13 protein-coding genes are annotated in these 14,605 nt (G+C 76.0%); 3 read left to right on the top strand and 10 right to left on the bottom strand.

Annotation, left to right across the window (positions count from 1 at the left end; genetic code table 11):
- Positions 1-8: 8 nt before the first annotated feature.
- A complete protein-coding gene (locus tag ACN9MS_RS08470; protein WP_426311518.1) occupies positions 9-752 on the top strand; it encodes an ABC transporter ATP-binding protein in 744 nt (247 codons plus the stop codon).
- 43 nt (positions 753-795) lie between these two features.
- Here ACN9MS_RS08470 and ACN9MS_RS08465 read toward each other — a convergent pair whose 3' ends face one another.
- From ACN9MS_RS08465 to ACN9MS_RS08445, 5 genes are all read right to left on the bottom strand, one after another.
- Complete coding sequence (locus ACN9MS_RS08465; protein ID WP_426311517.1) at positions 796-2,406, bottom strand: DUF6297 family protein; 1,611 nt, start codon at positions 2,404-2,406, stop codon at positions 796-798.
- Between the two features lie 2 nt (positions 2,407-2,408).
- Positions 2,409-3,113: an ABC transporter ATP-binding protein gene (locus ACN9MS_RS08460; RefSeq protein WP_426311516.1), complete on the bottom strand. Its 705-nt coding sequence runs from the start codon at positions 3,111-3,113 to the stop codon at positions 2,409-2,411.
- A gap of 2 nt (positions 3,114-3,115) precedes the next feature.
- Positions 3,116-4,150, bottom strand: a complete 1,035-nt coding sequence (locus tag ACN9MS_RS08455; RefSeq protein ID WP_426311515.1) for a bifunctional riboflavin kinase/FAD synthetase — start codon at positions 4,148-4,150, stop codon at positions 3,116-3,118.
- Between the two features lie 106 nt (positions 4,151-4,256).
- Positions 4,257-5,237 carry a tRNA pseudouridine(55) synthase TruB gene (gene truB, locus ACN9MS_RS08450; RefSeq protein ID WP_426311514.1) on the bottom strand — a complete coding sequence of 327 codons (981 nt, stop codon included), beginning with the start codon at positions 5,235-5,237 and terminating at the stop codon, positions 4,257-4,259.
- Positions 5,234-5,824: a TetR/AcrR family transcriptional regulator gene (locus tag ACN9MS_RS08445; protein WP_426311513.1), complete on the bottom strand. Its 591-nt coding sequence runs from the start codon at positions 5,822-5,824 to the stop codon at positions 5,234-5,236. Before ACN9MS_RS08445 ends, truB begins: the two co-directional genes overlap by 4 nt.
- 81 nt (positions 5,825-5,905) lie before the next feature.
- Between ACN9MS_RS08445 and ACN9MS_RS08440 the strand changes: the two genes are divergently transcribed.
- Positions 5,906-7,438, top strand: a complete 1,533-nt coding sequence (locus ACN9MS_RS08440; RefSeq protein WP_426311512.1) for an MFS transporter — start codon at positions 5,906-5,908, stop codon at positions 7,436-7,438.
- Between the two features lie 118 nt (positions 7,439-7,556).
- On the opposite strand, the gene rbfA is transcribed toward ACN9MS_RS08440, so the two are convergent.
- The 5 genes from rbfA to rimP all read right to left on the bottom strand — a co-directional run bounded on the left by rbfA (position 7,557) and on the right by rimP (position 13,236).
- On the bottom strand, positions 7,557-8,000 hold the full coding sequence (gene rbfA, locus ACN9MS_RS08435; RefSeq protein ID WP_047232669.1) for a 30S ribosome-binding factor RbfA: 444 nt from the start codon (positions 7,998-8,000) through the stop codon (positions 7,557-7,559).
- A 139-nt stretch (positions 8,001-8,139) separates the two neighbouring features.
- Positions 8,140-11,010, bottom strand: coding sequence for a translation initiation factor IF-2 (infB, locus tag ACN9MS_RS08430; RefSeq protein WP_426311511.1), 2,871 nt, complete (start codon positions 11,008-11,010; stop codon positions 8,140-8,142).
- A gap of 154 nt (positions 11,011-11,164) precedes the next feature.
- Complete coding sequence (locus ACN9MS_RS08425) at positions 11,165-11,488, bottom strand: YlxR family protein (protein ID WP_426311510.1); 324 nt, start codon at positions 11,486-11,488, stop codon at positions 11,165-11,167.
- An 81-nt stretch (positions 11,489-11,569) separates the two neighbouring features.
- On the bottom strand, positions 11,570-12,631 hold the full coding sequence (gene nusA / locus ACN9MS_RS08420) for a transcription termination factor NusA (RefSeq protein ID WP_426311509.1): 1,062 nt from the start codon (positions 12,629-12,631) through the stop codon (positions 11,570-11,572).
- Positions 12,632-12,633: 2 nt separating this feature from the next.
- Positions 12,634-13,236 carry a ribosome maturation factor RimP gene (gene rimP, locus ACN9MS_RS08415; RefSeq protein ID WP_426311508.1) on the bottom strand — a complete coding sequence of 201 codons (603 nt, stop codon included), beginning with the start codon at positions 13,234-13,236 and terminating at the stop codon, positions 12,634-12,636.
- A 150-nt stretch (positions 13,237-13,386) separates the two neighbouring features.
- Here rimP and ACN9MS_RS08410 point away from each other — a divergent pair, with 150 nt between their 5' ends.
- Positions 13,387-14,496, top strand: a complete 1,110-nt coding sequence (locus ACN9MS_RS08410) for a DUF4439 domain-containing protein (RefSeq protein ID WP_426311507.1) — start codon at positions 13,387-13,389, stop codon at positions 14,494-14,496.
- Positions 14,497-14,605 lie beyond the last annotated feature (109 nt).

Genomic DNA, 14,605 nt, shown 5'->3' with positions numbered 1-14,605 from the left:
AGCTCCCCGTGGACCTCACGCTCGACCGCATCCGCCTCGCCTACCCCGACGGCGACGGCGTCCTCGTCGCCGTGGACGACGTCTCGCTCACCGTGCCCTCGGGCACGACGACCGCCCTGCTCGGGCCCTCCGGGGCCGGCAAGTCCAGCCTGCTCGCCGTCGCCGCGACCCTCACCCCGCCCACGTCGGGAGTGGTGCGGATCGGGGACGACGTCGTCAGCGCGCCGCTCGACGGCCTCGCCGGGGAGCCTCGGGCCGGCCGCGCGACCGGCCGTCGCGCACGACGCGCCGCGGACCGCGCGGCGGCACTGCGTCGCGAGCGCATCGGGATCGTCTTCCAGCAGCCGCAGCTCGTCGCGTCGCTCACCGTCCTCGAGCAGCTCGAGCTCATGAGCCACCTGCGCGGCCGGCCCGCCGCGTCGCGCCGCGCGCACGCGCTCGCCCTGCTCGACGCGGTGGGCGTCGCCGACCGCGCGGACCGCCGGCCGGAGCACCTCTCGGGCGGCCAGCGGCAGCGGGTGGCGATCGCGCGGGCGCTCATGAACGACCCGCAGGTCCTCCTCGTCGACGAGCCCACGTCGGCGCTCGACCACGAGCGCGGCGTCCAGGTCGTGGAGCTGGTGGTGCGGCTCGCGCGCGAGCTCGACGCCGCGGCCCTGCTCGTCACGCACGACGAGGCGACGCTCGACCCGGTCGCGGCCCGCGTGCACCTGGCGGACGGCCGGCTCGTCGAGGCGCCGGCAGCCGTCTGAGCGCCCGCGCGACGCCGGTCGCGCGTGTCGGGAGGCGGTGCGGTCAGCGCACCGCGCGCACGTGGGTCGCGACCGCGAGCGCCACGACGGCGGCGAGCGCCTGGGCGACGACGGCGACCCAGCCCGCGGTGCCCACGAGGAGCGCGACACCGAGGGGGACGGCGCCGAGGACCGCGACGTCCGGCCCCTTGCGCAGCACGGCGGCGGCCCCCGTCGGCACGCCGCCCGACGGCGTCGCGAGCAGCGGGCCGCCCCAGTTCGGCGGTTCACGGTAGGCGCTGCGCACGGCGGCCCCGCCCTGCACGACGGCGGTGAGCGCGGCCACGGCGACCCAGCGCGCGTCGCCCGTCGCGACGACAAGCGGCGCGGACCCCGCGAGGAGGCACGCGGCGGCGGTGAGCGTGGGCACGACGGTGCGCGCGAGCCGGGTCCAGCGCGCGGCGAGCGGGACGAGCGCGTCGACGACGGGCGCCATCTCCGCGGTGCGTGCGCCCTCGGCACCGAGCACGGCGGCGGCGAGACCGGCCGCGACCAGCACCGCGAAGAGGCCGAACCCGGAGCCGAGGCCGGGGACCTGCTGCGCGACGACGGTCAGCGCACCGAGGCCGACGAGCTGCGCGAGCGCGGAGGGGCTCCGCCCGAGGAGCACGAGGTCGGCCGCCACCACCGCGCCGGACGCGCCTCGCACGGCCGCGAACCGCCGCGGCCGCCGGACGCGCACGCGCGCCGCGCCCGCCCGGCGCAGGGCGCGGCCGAGGTCGCGCGTGTCGAACGAGAGCACGGCGCCGCCCACCTGGTCCGCGACCGAGCTCTGCGCGCGCAGGACCGTCGCGCCGAGCGACTCCAGCCCGCGCCACCAGCGCAGGACGAGCGCCGCGGCGACCGCGAGGAGCCCGACCGCGACGAGCGGGGGCGCGGCGAGCGCGGGCAGCCCGGAGCGGCCGGCGACGACGAGCACGAGGCCCGCGACCGGCACGGCCGCGACGGCGACGTCGCTCGCTCGGGCGAGGGCGGAGGCTGCGCGGGGCGACGGCTGGACGAGGCCCGCGACGGACACGAGCAGGAGCCCGAGCGCTCCGCCCGTCAGTGCCGCCCGGAGCGCGGGCGCTGCGTCGAGCCCGGCGGCGACGGACACGGCGACCGTCCCGACCGCGCCCAGCACGCCGCCCAGGAGCACCGCGCGGACGAACGACGGCGAGACGAGCCCGCGCCGGTCCGCCGGGCTGGGCACCCACCAGCGCACGCCCGCGCTGCCCGCGCCGACCGGGCCGAGGCGCACCGCGGTCCCCGTGAGGAACGCGAGCAGCGCGGCCGTCCCGAGCGCCTGGACCGCGCCCGGGCCGAGGACCGGCGGTCCGCCTGCCGCGGAGCCGGAGCCGGGGTCGAGGGTCGAGCGCAGCATCGAGGCGAGCCCGATCACCCAGCCGGTCGCGAGCGCGACGGACACCACCGCGTAGGCGACGTCGACGACGATCTCCCCCGGGCCTGCGTCGGCCCGCGCCGCGGCGGCGCGCGCGGTCAGGCGGCGCAGCTCGCGTCCCGTGAGCAGCTCGTCCGGGTCCGTGCGCGGCACGTTCACCGCGCCGCCCGGACTCTCGTCGCGGATCGGGCCGCGGACCTCTCCGGGAGGTCCGTCGGGGTGCGGACCGGTCACCGTCAGCGCACCGCCAGGAGCGCGTCGTGCGTGTCCGCCGGGTCGAGGGCGACGCACGCGTCGTCGCCGACGAGCAGGCCACGGGCGCTGGTCCGGGCGACGAGGTCGGGGTCGTGCGTCGCGAGGACCACGGCGACGCCGCGGCGCGCCTCGTCGACGAGCAGGCCCGCGAGCCGTTCGCGCATGCCGGGGTCGAGCCGCTGCTCGGGCTCGTCGAGCACGAGCAGCTCGCGGGGACGGACGAAGCCGGACGCGAGCAGGAAGCGACGCCGCTGGCCGGACGAGAGCGCCGACGGCAGCGACGCCGCCTGCTCCACGATCCCGAACCGCTCGAGGAGCGCGTCCACGGCCGCCCCCGCGCCGGCCACGCCGTGCCCGCGCGCGACGAGGACGAGGTGCTCGCGCACCGTGAGCGCCGGGAAGTACGCGTCGTCGTCGAGCACGCCCGCGACACGCGCGCGGAAGTCCCGCTCGCGCTCGTCGACCACGCGGCCGAAGGCCCGCACGGCGCCGCCGAGCGAGGGCTGGAGGCCGAGCACCGTGCGCAGGAGCGTCGACTTCCCGCTGCCGTTCGCGCCGATGACGACGACCAGGTCGCCCGGGGCCACGGTGAGGTCGACGGGCGCGCACACCGCGACGTCCGCGTAGCCGACGCGCAGGGCGCGCGCCTCGAGCACGGGGGCAGGGCTCGGGGCGGGCGACGCCACTGTCAGGCCCCCGTGGTCGTCGTGGTCGGCTCCCCGCCCGGGACGGCGAGGAGCTCGCGGGCGCGCGCGACGTCGTCGTGCATCTGGGCGACGAGGGGCTCGATGCCGTCGAACCGCAGCGTGGGCCGCAGCCGCTCGACGAGCTCGAGGACCACGTCCTCGTCGTACAGGTCGAGGTCGGCGCGGTCGAGGACGTACGCCTCGACGCGGCGCTCGACGCCGTCGAACGTCGGGTTGGTGCCGATGGAGATCGCGGCGGGGAGGCGGACGTCGGCGTGCTCGGGGTCGGCGCCCGCGAGCTGCGGGCGCTCGAGCCACCCCGCGTACACGCCGTCGGCCGGGACCATGCCGCTGATGGCGCCGAGGTTCGCCGTCGGGAAGCCGAGCTCACGCCCCCGGGCGTCGCCGTGCACGACCGTGCCGCGCACGCGGTGCGTCCGGCCGAGGATGCGCGCCGCCTCGCGCACGTCGCCCGCCGCGAGCAGGGCCCGCACGCCGGTGGAGGACCAGCGCACCTGCGAGTCGCCCGGCGCGGCCTCGTCCGTGACAGGCACGCCCTGGTGCTGCCCGACGTCGTCGATCGCCACGACCTCGAACCCGAACCGCGACCCGAGCTCGACCATGGTCTCGAGCGTGCCCGCGTTGTCGCGGCCGAAGCGCACGTCGTGCCCGACGACGACCGTGCCCGCCCCCAGCCCGTCGACGAGGTACGTCCGCACGAACTCCTCCGGGGTCTGGCGCGCGAACTCGAGCGTGTACTCCACGAGGAGGACGGCGTCCAGACCCGTCGCCGCGAGCAGCTCGACCCGGTCGGCGATGCCCGTGATGAGCTCCGGTGCGCTCTCCGGGCGGTGCACGACCGCCGGGTGCGGGTGGAACGTCACGGCGACCGCTCGCGCGTCGCGCGAACGGGCGAGGTCGACGATCCGCCCGAGCACCTGGGCGTGGCCGCGGTGGACGCCGTCGAAGTTGCCGATCGTCACGACCGACGGGCCGAAACCCGGGGGAACCTGGCTCAGGTCCGTCCACAGGTGCACGCGAGAACTCCTCCGGTGAGGGGGTGGGTCGGGCGCGCCGGCAGGGAGTCGTCGGCGCCGCTGGACAAGACTGCCACGCCGGGGCCCCGACGCCGAACCGAGGGCGTCAGGCGGGCGCCAGGACGAGCACCGGCTTCGCGAGGTCGGCGCCACCGCGGCGCGTGTCCTCGACGAGGGCGACGAGCTCGCCCGCCGGGGAGATCGCCGCCGTGGTCCCGGGCGCCCCGGTCCCGGGGATCCACTGCCCGTACGACAGCGCCGTGGCCTCCGGCGCCGTGAGCTCGCGCACGGGGAACGTCGCGCGCGCGGCCTCGGCGAGCGGCAGCGTCGCGAGGACGCCGTCGCGGTCGGCCTGCGCCTCGAGCTCCTCGAGCGTCGAGGCGACGTCGAGCCCGTACCCGCCGACGCGCGTGCGCCGCAGGGCCGTGAGGTGCCCGCCGACGCCGAGCGCCGCGCCGAGGTCGCGCGCGAGCGCGCGCACGTACGTGCCCGACGACACGGTCACGGCGACGTCCACGTCCAGGGCGGGGGGCGCGCCGTCGGGCGTCTCCCCCGGCACCACCGAGCGCACGTCGAGGACCTCGAACCGCGAGACGACGACGGGCCGCGCCGCCAGCGCGACGTCCTCGCCCGCCCGGGCACGGGCGTAGGCGCGCTTCCCGTCGACCTTGATCGCGCTCACGGTGCTCGGCACCTGGAGGATCTCGCCCGTGAGGTCGGCGATCGCGCGGTCGAGGTCGGCGCGCCCCACGCCGGACGCGTCCGCGGACGCGACGAGCTCACCCTCGGCGTCGTCGGTCGTCGTGCTCGCGCCGAGCCGGATCGTCGCGTCGTAGTCCTTGTCCGCGCCGACGACGTACGTGAGGAGCTTCGTCGCCCGGCCGACCCCGAGCACGAGCACGCCCGTCGCCATGGGGTCGAGCGTGCCGGCGTGGCCGACCTTGCGCGTGCCCGCGAGCCGGCGTCCGCGACCGACCACGTCGTGGCTCGTCCAGCCGCCCGGCTTGTCGACGACGACCAGGCCGTCGGGCGCCGTCGGGCGGCGCGGCGCCTGGTCGCGCGGGCGCTCGGTGCGTGCGGCGGTCATCGGGTCACCTCCGTCGCCGTGCGGCCCGGGGCGTCCGTCGGGTCGACCGTGCACCGGACGAGCACCGCGAGCACCGGGTCGTCGTCCGCGTGGGACGGCGCCTGGACCGCGAACAGGGTGTTGAGCAGCATCCCGCGCGCCACGAAGTCGCGCGCCTCCTCGTCGCTCGCCCGGGCGCGGGTGCGGTAGAGGTCGAACGCCTGCGCCAGCACCGCGCGCGCCCGGGTGCCGAGCACCGGGTCGGCGCCGAGCACGAACCCGTGCATGAGGACGCGGAGCTGGTCCGGGTCGGCGATGAGGCGCGTGTACGCCTCGCCCATCGCGGCCTTGGCGTCCGGGCCGGGCGGGACTTCCTCGAACCGCGCGACGATCTCGCTCGCCACCCGGTCGAACACCTCGCGGAACAGCTCCTCCTTGGTCCCGAAGAGCCGCACCACGTAGGGCTGGGACACGTGCGCCGCGCGCGCGACCTGGTCGGTGCTGGTGCCCGCGTAGCCGCCCTCGGCGAACACCCCGGTGGCGGCGTCGAGGATCTGCTCACGGCGCTCGTCGCGCGTCATGCGCCGGGCCGGTGCGTCGGAACTCATGGTTGACAGGTTATCAGTCGATTACTAGCGTCGGTCAGGTAGTAATCAATCAATGCTTACTCCTGCCTCGGAGGCACGACCATGACACTCCCCTCGACCGAACCGTCGGCCACCGCCTCGACCGACGCCCTGCTCGACGACCTGCCCGACGACGTGCGCCCCGCGCGCACCACCGTCGCGGACGCGCCGGAGCGCCGCCCGCCCACCGCACGGGCGCCCCACCCTTCCTCGGAGCCCACGGCACGGCGCGCGCGCCCCGTCGCCCTCGCGCTCGTCGCCGCGTCGCTGCCGATGTTCATGGCGACGCTCGACAACCTCGTCGTCACCGGCGCGCTCCCCGTGATCTCGGAGGCGCTCCGACCGACCGTCGAGCAGCTCCAGTGGTTCGTCAACGCGTACACGCTCGCGTTCGCGACCCTCATGCTGCCCGCGGCCGCGCTCGGCGACCGCCTCGGCCGCCGCCGGGTGTTCGTCGGCGGGATCGCGCTCTTCACGCTCGCGTCGGCGGCGGCCGCGCTCGCCGACACCCCGGGTGCGCTCGTCGCGGCCCGCGCCGTCCAGGGCGCCGGCGCCGCCGCGATCTTCCCGCTGTCGCTCACCCTGCTCGTCGGGGCGGTCCCCGCCGCACGGCGCGCGCTCGCGATCGGCGTGTGGGGTGGCGTCTCCGGCCTCGGCATCGCGCTCGGCCCGCTCGTCGGCGGCGCGGTCGTCGAGGGCCTGAGCTGGCAGGCGATCTTCTGGCTCAACGTCCCGGTCGCCGTCGTCGCCGTGCCGCTCGTCCTCGCGGCGCTGCGCGAGTCGTTCGGGCGCCGGCAGCCGTTCGACGTCCCGGGGCTGCTCCTCGCGGGCGGCGGCGTCCTCCTCGCCGTGTGGGGCATCGTCGACGCCGAACGGCGCGGCTGGGACTCGGCGGCCACGATCGCGACCCTCGCCGCCGCGGCTGCCCTCCTCGTGCTGTTCGTCGTCCAGGAGGCTCGCACCGCGCACCCGCTCGTCCCGCTGCGCCTCTTCCGCTCGCGCAGCTTCAGCGCGGCCAACGTCGCGAGCCTCGCGTTCGCGGTCGGGATGTTCGGCGCGGTCTTCCTGCTCACGCAGTTCCTCCAGGTGGGCCAGGGGTACTCCCCCCTCGAGGCAGGGGTGCGGACCCTGCCGTGGACGGCCGCGCCCATGGTCGTCGCGCCCCTCGCGGGTGCGCTCGCGCCCCGGGTCGGCGTGCGCCCCCTCGTCGTCACCGGCCTCGCCCTCCAGACCGTCGCGCTCGGCTGGATGGCCTCCCTCGTGGACGCCGACCCGACCGTCTACGGCGCGCTCGTCCCGGCGTTCGTGCTCGCCGGCGTCGGCATGGGCCTCACGTTCGCACCCGTCGCGACGGCGGTGCTCGCCGGGGTCGCGGACGCCGACCACGCGACGGCGAGCAGCGTCAACGCGACGCTGCGGGAGATCGGCGTCGCGCTCGGGGTCGCTGTGCTGACCGCCGTCTTCCTCGCCGCGGGCGGCGCGCTGACGCCGGCCGCGTTCGCGACCGGGCTGGTACCGGCCCTCGCCGTCGGCGCCGCCGTGCTCGCGGTCGCCACCGCGGCCGCGCTCTTCCTCCCCCGGGGTACGGGCCGCTGACCACGCCCGCCGGGCGAGGACACTCCGTCGCCCGACCCGCCCGCGGGAACGGCCGAGGGCCGGCGGCGGCACGCGTTGCGTGTCGCCACCGGCCCTCGGCGCGGTGCGGGGTCGGAGGTCAGCGCTCGGCCGACTCCCCCTCCTCCTCGGCCGTGCGGTACGGGTCCGCGTCCCCGGCGAAGGCCTTGCCCTCGCGCAGCGCCGCGAGCTCGGCGTCGCGACGGCGCGCCTCGACGAGCGCGGCGTCGAGGTGCGCGGCCGTCTCGGGGACGGAGTCGAGGTGGAACTCGATCGTCGGCGTCAGGCGGATCCCCGTCTGCTTGCCGACCTCGGAGCGGATGAGGCCCTTCGCGCTCTCCAGCGCCGCGGCGGTCCCGGCCCGCTCCTCGTCCGTGCCGTACACCGTGTAGAACACGGACGCGTTCTGCAGGTCACCGGTGACGCGCACGTCCGTCACCGTGACGAACCCGAGGCGCGGGTCCTTGATCCGCGTGTCGAGCATCTGCGCGACGATCTCCTTGATGCGGTCGGCGAGCTTCCTCGCCCGAGGGTGATCGACCATGGCTTCTTCCTTTCGTGCCGAGCGTTCCGGCTACGGTCCCGACGACCGTACGCCGAACGGTCCTTGTCGGCCGGGCGGGACGGGAGACGAACGCCCGGGGGCGGCCACGAACCGTGACCGCCCCCGGGCGTGACGAGCGTCAGGAACGCGGCTTCTCCCGCATCTCGAACGTCTCGATGGTGTCGCCGACCTGGAGGTCGTTGAACGAGCCCAGTCCGATACCGCACTCAAAGCCCTCGCGGACCTCGGTGGCGTCGTCCTTGAACCGCTTGAGCGACTCGACCGTGAGGTTGTCCCCGACGATCTTGCCGTCGCGCAGGACGCGCGCCTTGGCGTTGCGGCGGATCTCGCCCGACCGGACGATCGAACCGGCGATGTTGCCGAACTTGGAGGAACGGAAGATCTCGCGGATCTCCGCCGTGCCCAGCTGGGCCTCCTCGTACTCCGGCTTGAGCATGCCCTTGAGCGCGGCCTCCACGTCCTCGATCGCCTGGTAGATGATCGAGTAGAAGCGGACGTCGACGCCCTCGCGCTCGGCCAGGTCCTCGACGCGCTCGCCGTACTTCACGTTGAAGCCGATGATGATCGCGTTGTCGACCGTCGCGAGGTTGACGTCGTTCTGCGTGATCGCACCGACACCGCGGTGGATGACGCGCAGCTCGACCTCGTCGCCCACGTCGATCTTGAGCAGCGCGTCCTCGAGGGCCTCGACGGCACCGGACACGTCGCCCTTGAGGACGAGGTTGAGGGTCTCGACCTTGCCCTGCTGGAGGGCCTGCGTGAAGTCCTCGAGGCTGATGCGCTTGCGGCGCTTGGCCAGGAGGGCGGCACGCTCGGCGGCCTCGCGCTTCTCGGCGATCTGGCGTGCCGTGCGCTCGTCGGGCGCCACGAGGAACGTGTCGCCCGCGCTCGGCACGGACGCGAGACCCAGGACGAGGACCGGACGGGCGGGGCCCGCCTCGGTCACGGCGTTGCCGTGCTCGTCGAACATCGCGCGGACGCGGCCGTGGGCCGTGCCGGCGACGATCGCGTCACCGACGTGCAGCGTGCCGGACTGGACCAGGACGGTCGCGACGGCGCCGCGGCCCTTGTCGAGGTTCGCCTCGATGGCGACACCGCGCGCGTCCTTGTCCGGGTTCGCCCGCAGGTCGAGCGAGGCGTCGGCCGTGAGCAGGACGGCCTCGAGGAGGTCGTCGATGCCCATGTTCTGCTTGGCCGACACGTCGACGAACATGGTGTCGCCGCCGTACTCCTCGGCGACCAGGTTGTACTCGGTGAGCTGCTGGCGGATCTTGGCGGGGTTGGCCCCCTCCTTGTCCACCTTGTTCACCGCGACCACGATCGGCACGTTCGCCGCCTGGGCGTGGTTCAGCGCCTCGATGGTCTGCGGCATCACGCCGTCGTCCGCGGCCACGACGAGGATCGCGATGTCCGTCACCTGCGCACCGCGAGCACGCATGGCGGTGAACGCCTCGTGACCCGGGGTGTCGATGAAGGTGATGGCACGCTCGTTGCCCTCGTGCTCGTGTCGCACTTGGTATGCACCGATGTGCTGGGTGATGCCGCCGGCCTCGCCCGCGACGACGTCCGTCTGGCGGATCGCGTCGAGGAGCTTGGTCTTTCCGTGGTCGACGTGACCCATGACGGTGACGACCGGCGGACGGGCCGTGAGCTCGTCGTCGCCCTCGGCCTCGAGCTCCGCGTCCAGGTCGATGTCGAAGGACCCGAGCAGCTCGCGGTCCTCCTCCTCGGCCGAGACCATCTCGATGACGTAGCCGAGCTCGGCCGCGAGCGTGCCGAACGTGTCCTCGTCGAGCGACTGGGTCGCGGTCGCCATCTCACCGAGGTGGAAGAGCACCGTGACGAGGCTCGCGGGGTTCGCGTCGATCTTGTCGGCGAAGTCGTTCAGCGACGAGCCGTGACGCAGGCGGACGACGGTCTTGCCGTTGCCGCGGGGAACCTGCACGCCGCCGAGCGACGGCGCCTGCATCTGCTCGAACTCCTGGCGCTTCGCACGCTTCGACTTGCGCCCACGGACGGGACGTCCGCCGGCGCGCCCGAAGGCGCCCTGCGTGGAACCACGACCCGCACCGCCACGGCCACCGCCACCGGGGCGACCGGCGAAGCCGCCGCCACCGCCGGGAGCGCCACCGCCGCCGGGGCGACCGGCGAAGCCGCCACCACCGCCACGACCGCCGCCGCCACCGGGACGACCGCCGGGAGCAGGACGCTCGCCGGGGCGACCGATCGAGGTGCGACCGGGCATCATGCCCGGGTTCGGGCGCGGGCCGCCGGGGCGCGGAGCGGGACGGGGACCGCCCGGACGGGGGCCGCCCGGACGCTCGCCGGACCCCGCTGCGGCACCCTCGGTGCGCTCGGGGCGCGAGCCGGGCCGGGGCATGCCCTGGCTCGGCGCGAACGGGTTGTTGCCCGGGCGCGGGGCCCCCGGGCGCGGTCCGCCACCCTGCCGGGGCATGCCCTGGCTGGTGGCGAACGGGTTGTTCCCCGGGCGCGGGGCGCCGGGTCGCGCGCCCGAGCCACCCGGACGGGGCGCGGGCGCGTTGGTGCCGCCACCCGGCTTGGGCGTGGCGGTGGGCTTCTGGGCCGGCGCGGGGCGCTCGGCCGCGGGGGCCTGGGGCGCCGGTGCCTTCGGTGCCGGCGCGGCGGGTGCCGGAGCCTGGGACGCCTTCGCGGGCTCGGCCTTCGCCGGGGCGGGTGCCGCCGGCTGGGGCGCGGGCGCCTCCGCCTGGGGCGCGGCCGGAGCGGCCTTCACCTCGGGCTTCGGGGCCGGCTTGGGCGCGGCCGGGCGCGCGGGGGCGGGTGCCGCCGCGGGCTTGCTCGCGCCGCCGCCCCCGGCGGGGAAGGCGTCGCGCAGCTTACGGACCACCGGTGGCTCGATGGTCGAGGATGCCGAGCGGACGAACTCACCGAGCTCCGTCAGCTTGGTCATGATGGTCTTGCTCTCCACCCCGAGCTCCTTCGCGAGCTCGTAGACGCGGACCTTTGCCACAACTCTCCTGTCTCGGTCCGCCCCGGACAGGGAGGACCGTCGTTAGTGCTGGGTGCTCATCGCTGGGTACTCATCGGGTGCCCATCGGCTTCTAACCCGCTTCCTTGTCGACGTGTCGTGCAGTGCGGCCCCCGGGAGGGCCGTGACGCATGGCTCAGACCTGCTCTCCCGGCGGCGCCTCGATCGCGGTGCGGACCGCGGCGAGGTCGAGGGGCCCGGCGACGCGCAGGGCCCGCGGGACGGCCCGCCGGCGTTCCGCCGTCTCGAGGCACCGGATCGACGCGTGGAGCCACGCACCGCGACCCGGCAGCGACCGTCCGGCGTCCACCACGAGCCGGGGCTCGTCGGTGCTCGCACCGGACCGGTCGAGGACCAGACGGAGGAGAGCTGACCGCAGGTCGCGCTCCCGGCATCCGACGCACGTGCGGACAGGACCCGAGCCCGTGTCGACGGGGCGGGTCGTGGTGTCCGGGGGCATGGTCGAGGTGCGGGCGCGCGGCCCGGTCGATGACAGTCTACCGCGCCGTCCCGTCATCCGTGACCGTCCCACTCCCGACGACTACCGGTCCCCGGCGCGGGGACCTGCGGCGGCGTCACGGTCGGACCCCTCCGCGGGGGCGCCGCCCTCGTCCGAGCGGATGTCGATGCGCCACCCCGTGAGCTTCGCGGCCAGGCGGGCGTTCTGCCCTTCCTTGCCGATCGCGAGGGAGAGCTGGAAGTCCGGGACCACGACGCGCGCGGCCCGAGCCGCCTCGTCGACGACCGTGACCGACGACACACGGGCCGGCGACAGCGCGTTCGCCACGAACTGCGCCGGGTCGTCGCTGTGGTCGACGATGTCGATCTTCTCGCCGTGCAGCTCCGCCATGACGGCGCGCACGCGCGAGCCCATCGGGCCGATGCACGCGCCCTTGGCCCCGAGGCCCGGGACGCGAGAGCGCACCGCGACCTTGGTGCGGTGCCCCGCCTCGCGCGCGATCGCGGTGATCTCCACCGAGCCGTCCGCGACCTCGGGCACCTCGAGCTCGAACAGCTTGCGCACGAGGTTCGGGTGCGTCCGGCTCAACGTGATCTGCGCGCCCTTCATTCCCCGGGCGACCTCGAGCACGTACGCGCGCAGGCGCTCGCCGTGCACGTACTCCTCCGTCGGCACCTGCTCGTGCGGCGGGAGCACGGCCTCCGTGCCGCCGACGTCGACCAGCACGACGCGCGGGTCCCGCCCCTGCTGGATGACGCCCGCGAGGACCTCGCCCTCCTTGCCGCGGAACGTGCCGAGGATCTGGTCGTCCTCGGCGTCGCGCAGGCGCTGGACGATGACCTGCCGCGCGGTCGACGTCGCGATCCGGCCGAAGTCGGCGGGCGTGTGGTCGAACTCGGGGCCGTACTCGACCGGACCGCGCGGGGCGTCCTCGTCGTCGGTCTCCGGAGCGGGCAGCTCCTCGCGCGCCCACACCGTGACGTGCCCGGTCTTGCGGTCGAGCTCGACCCGGGCGCGCGTGTACGCGTCCGGGGTGCGGTGGTAGGCCGAGAGCAGGGCCTGCTCGATCGCGGCGACCAGGACGTCGAGGCTGATGTCCCTCTCGCGCTCCAGCAGGCGCAGCGCGCTCATATCCACGTCCATCGTCAGGCCTCCTCGTCGCGGGCGGTCGTGTCGTCGGTCTCGTCGAGCTCGGGCAGGTCCGCCTCGAGGGCGCGCTTGAGCTCCACCTGCACCTGACCGCGGACGACGGCGGCCAGGGGCACGACGCGCTCCGTCACGGCACCGCGCGCGCCGGTCACGTCCAGGACGAGGTCGGGGTCGACCTCGGACCCGGACCGCAGGCGCCCCTCGACCGTGCCGCCGTCGGCGAGCACGAGGCGCACGAGACGACCGCGGGCGCGCCGGAAGTGGCGGGGCTCGGTGAGCGGGCGGTCGGTGCCGGGCGTCGAGACCTCGAGCGTGTACGCACCGTGGAGCGGGTCCACCGCGTCGAGCGCCGTGGAGATCGGGCGCGTCGCCTCCGCCACCGTGTCGAGGTCGAGGTTCCCCTCGACGTCGTCGGGGAGGTCGAGCACGACGCGCACCACGGACCGGGCACCGGCGCGCGACACCGTGATGTCCTCGAGGTGGAGACCCGCGTCCACGACCGCCGGCTCGATGGCCTCGCGCACGCTCTCGCGGAGCGCGTGCGTGGCCGCGTCGCCTCCGGGTGCCTTGCCGGGCTGACCGCCCGTCTGCCCTGCCATGACTCAGCTCCTGTCCGTGTCCCACGCCGGGTACGGAAGACGACCGGTGTGTTGTTGTCTCGGGATCTCCCGACGATCCGCTCGTCGGGACGTTCGACCGGGGACCAGCCTAACGACTCACGGACCCCGGACGTGACATCATCGCCCCCGATGAGTCCCCACGCGACCGCGGTGCCCACCGCCACCCGTGCCCGCCCGCGCCGGACGCCCCGGCCCGGCGGGCGGCTGCTCGCGGCCGTGACGGTGCTCGCGACCGGCGTCCTGGCGGCGGGGTGCGGTGTCCGGCTGGAGACCCCGCCCCCCGCCGAGCCCTCGCCCGACGCCGTCGAGGTGCTGCGCGCCGGCGCGGTGGACGACGCCCTCACGGTCGCCGACCTCGTGGCGGACGTCACGCCGAGCGTGACCGACCCGGCCACTCTCGCGGCGCTCGAGGAGGCCGCCGCGTTCGCCGAGCAGCATGCGGACGCCCTCGGCGGGGTCTACGACTCCGGCCTGGACGACCTCGACCTCCCGGCGGGCGACCCCACGTCGGCCGCCCCGGCGGAGGACTCCGACGAGCCGGCCGACGACGCGGCAGGCACCGAGGAGGACGGCACGGAGGACGACGTCACGGCGGACGAGCCCGGCGACGGCGCCGCCACGACCGACGACGTCGTCGTCGCGCTCGCCGAGGCCGCGCAGCGCACCGGCGCCTCGGCCGACGCGGCGACGGACGCCGGGCTCGCCCGGCTCCTCGCGTCCGTCGCCGCCTCGGAGCACGTCTCGGCACAGCGTCTCGCCGCGCTCACCGGGTCGGCCGCCGCGGACGTGCTCGTGACGACGGCCCCGCCCGTCGAGGAGGCCCCGGCCGGGATCGGCGCCGCCGACCTCGCGACGCTCGTCGAGACGGAGGACGCCGCCGGGTACGCGTACGAGGTGCGCGCGGCGCAGTCCGAGGACGCCGCGCGGACGGCGGCGGTCGCGCGCGCGGCCGAGCACCGGGCCCGCGGCCAGGCCTGGGCCCTCGCGGCCGGGACGGACGGCACGGCGCAGGACCCCCGTCGCGTCGCCTACGTGCTGCCGGACGACGCGGACGTCGCCGCCCTCGCGCGCCAGGTCGAGTCGGGCCTCGCGCAGACGTACGCGAGCCTCGTCGCCACCGCCGCGCCCACGTCCCGGGCGGAGGCGGTCGCCCTCCTCGTCGACTCGTGGGCGAGCGCGGTCGCGTGGGGCGAGGCTCCCGCCGCCTTCCCCGGCCTCCCCGAGCAGACGGCCGGCTGAGCCGCCCAGCGTCCCTGCCGGACGGGCTCGGGGCCCACAGCGCCGGCTCCGGCTCTCGCTCGACCGTCCCCCCTCCCCCGACGCCCCCGACGACGAGGCGCCCCCGGCC

It is taken from the genome of Cellulosimicrobium sp. E-16 (genome assembly GCF_049913115.1).
In the GTDB taxonomy this organism is placed as follows: domain Bacteria; phylum Actinomycetota; class Actinomycetes; order Actinomycetales; family Cellulomonadaceae; genus Cellulosimicrobium.
The sequence above is the reverse complement of the archived record's forward strand: the minus strand, read 5'-3'. Positions and strand labels throughout refer to the sequence as shown.

What these genes read in the sequence shown, in the direction of transcription:
- truB (WP_426311514.1), bottom strand. Translation starts at nt 5,237, where the DNA reads ATGACCGCCGCACGCACCGAGCGCCCGCGCGACCAGGCGCCGCGCCGC.
- ACN9MS_RS08445 (WP_426311513.1), bottom strand. Translation starts at nt 5,824, where the DNA reads ATGAGTTCCGACGCACCGGCCCGGCGCATGACGCGCGACGAGCGCCGT.
- ACN9MS_RS08440 (WP_426311512.1), top strand. Translation starts at nt 5,906, where the DNA reads ATGACACTCCCCTCGACCGAACCGTCGGCCACCGCCTCGACCGACGCC.
- rbfA (WP_047232669.1), bottom strand. Translation starts at nt 8,000, where the DNA reads ATGGTCGATCACCCTCGGGCGAGGAAGCTCGCCGACCGCATCAAGGAG.
- ACN9MS_RS08425 (WP_426311510.1), bottom strand. Translation starts at nt 11,488, where the DNA reads ATGCCCCCGGACACCACGACCCGCCCCGTCGACACGGGCTCGGGTCCT.
- nusA (WP_426311509.1), bottom strand. Translation starts at nt 12,631, where the DNA reads ATGGACGTGGATATGAGCGCGCTGCGCCTGCTGGAGCGCGAGAGGGAC.
- rimP (WP_426311508.1), bottom strand. Translation starts at nt 13,236, where the DNA reads ATGGCAGGGCAGACGGGCGGTCAGCCCGGCAAGGCACCCGGAGGCGAC.
- ACN9MS_RS08410 (WP_426311507.1), top strand. Translation starts at nt 13,387, where the DNA reads ATGAGTCCCCACGCGACCGCGGTGCCCACCGCCACCCGTGCCCGCCCG.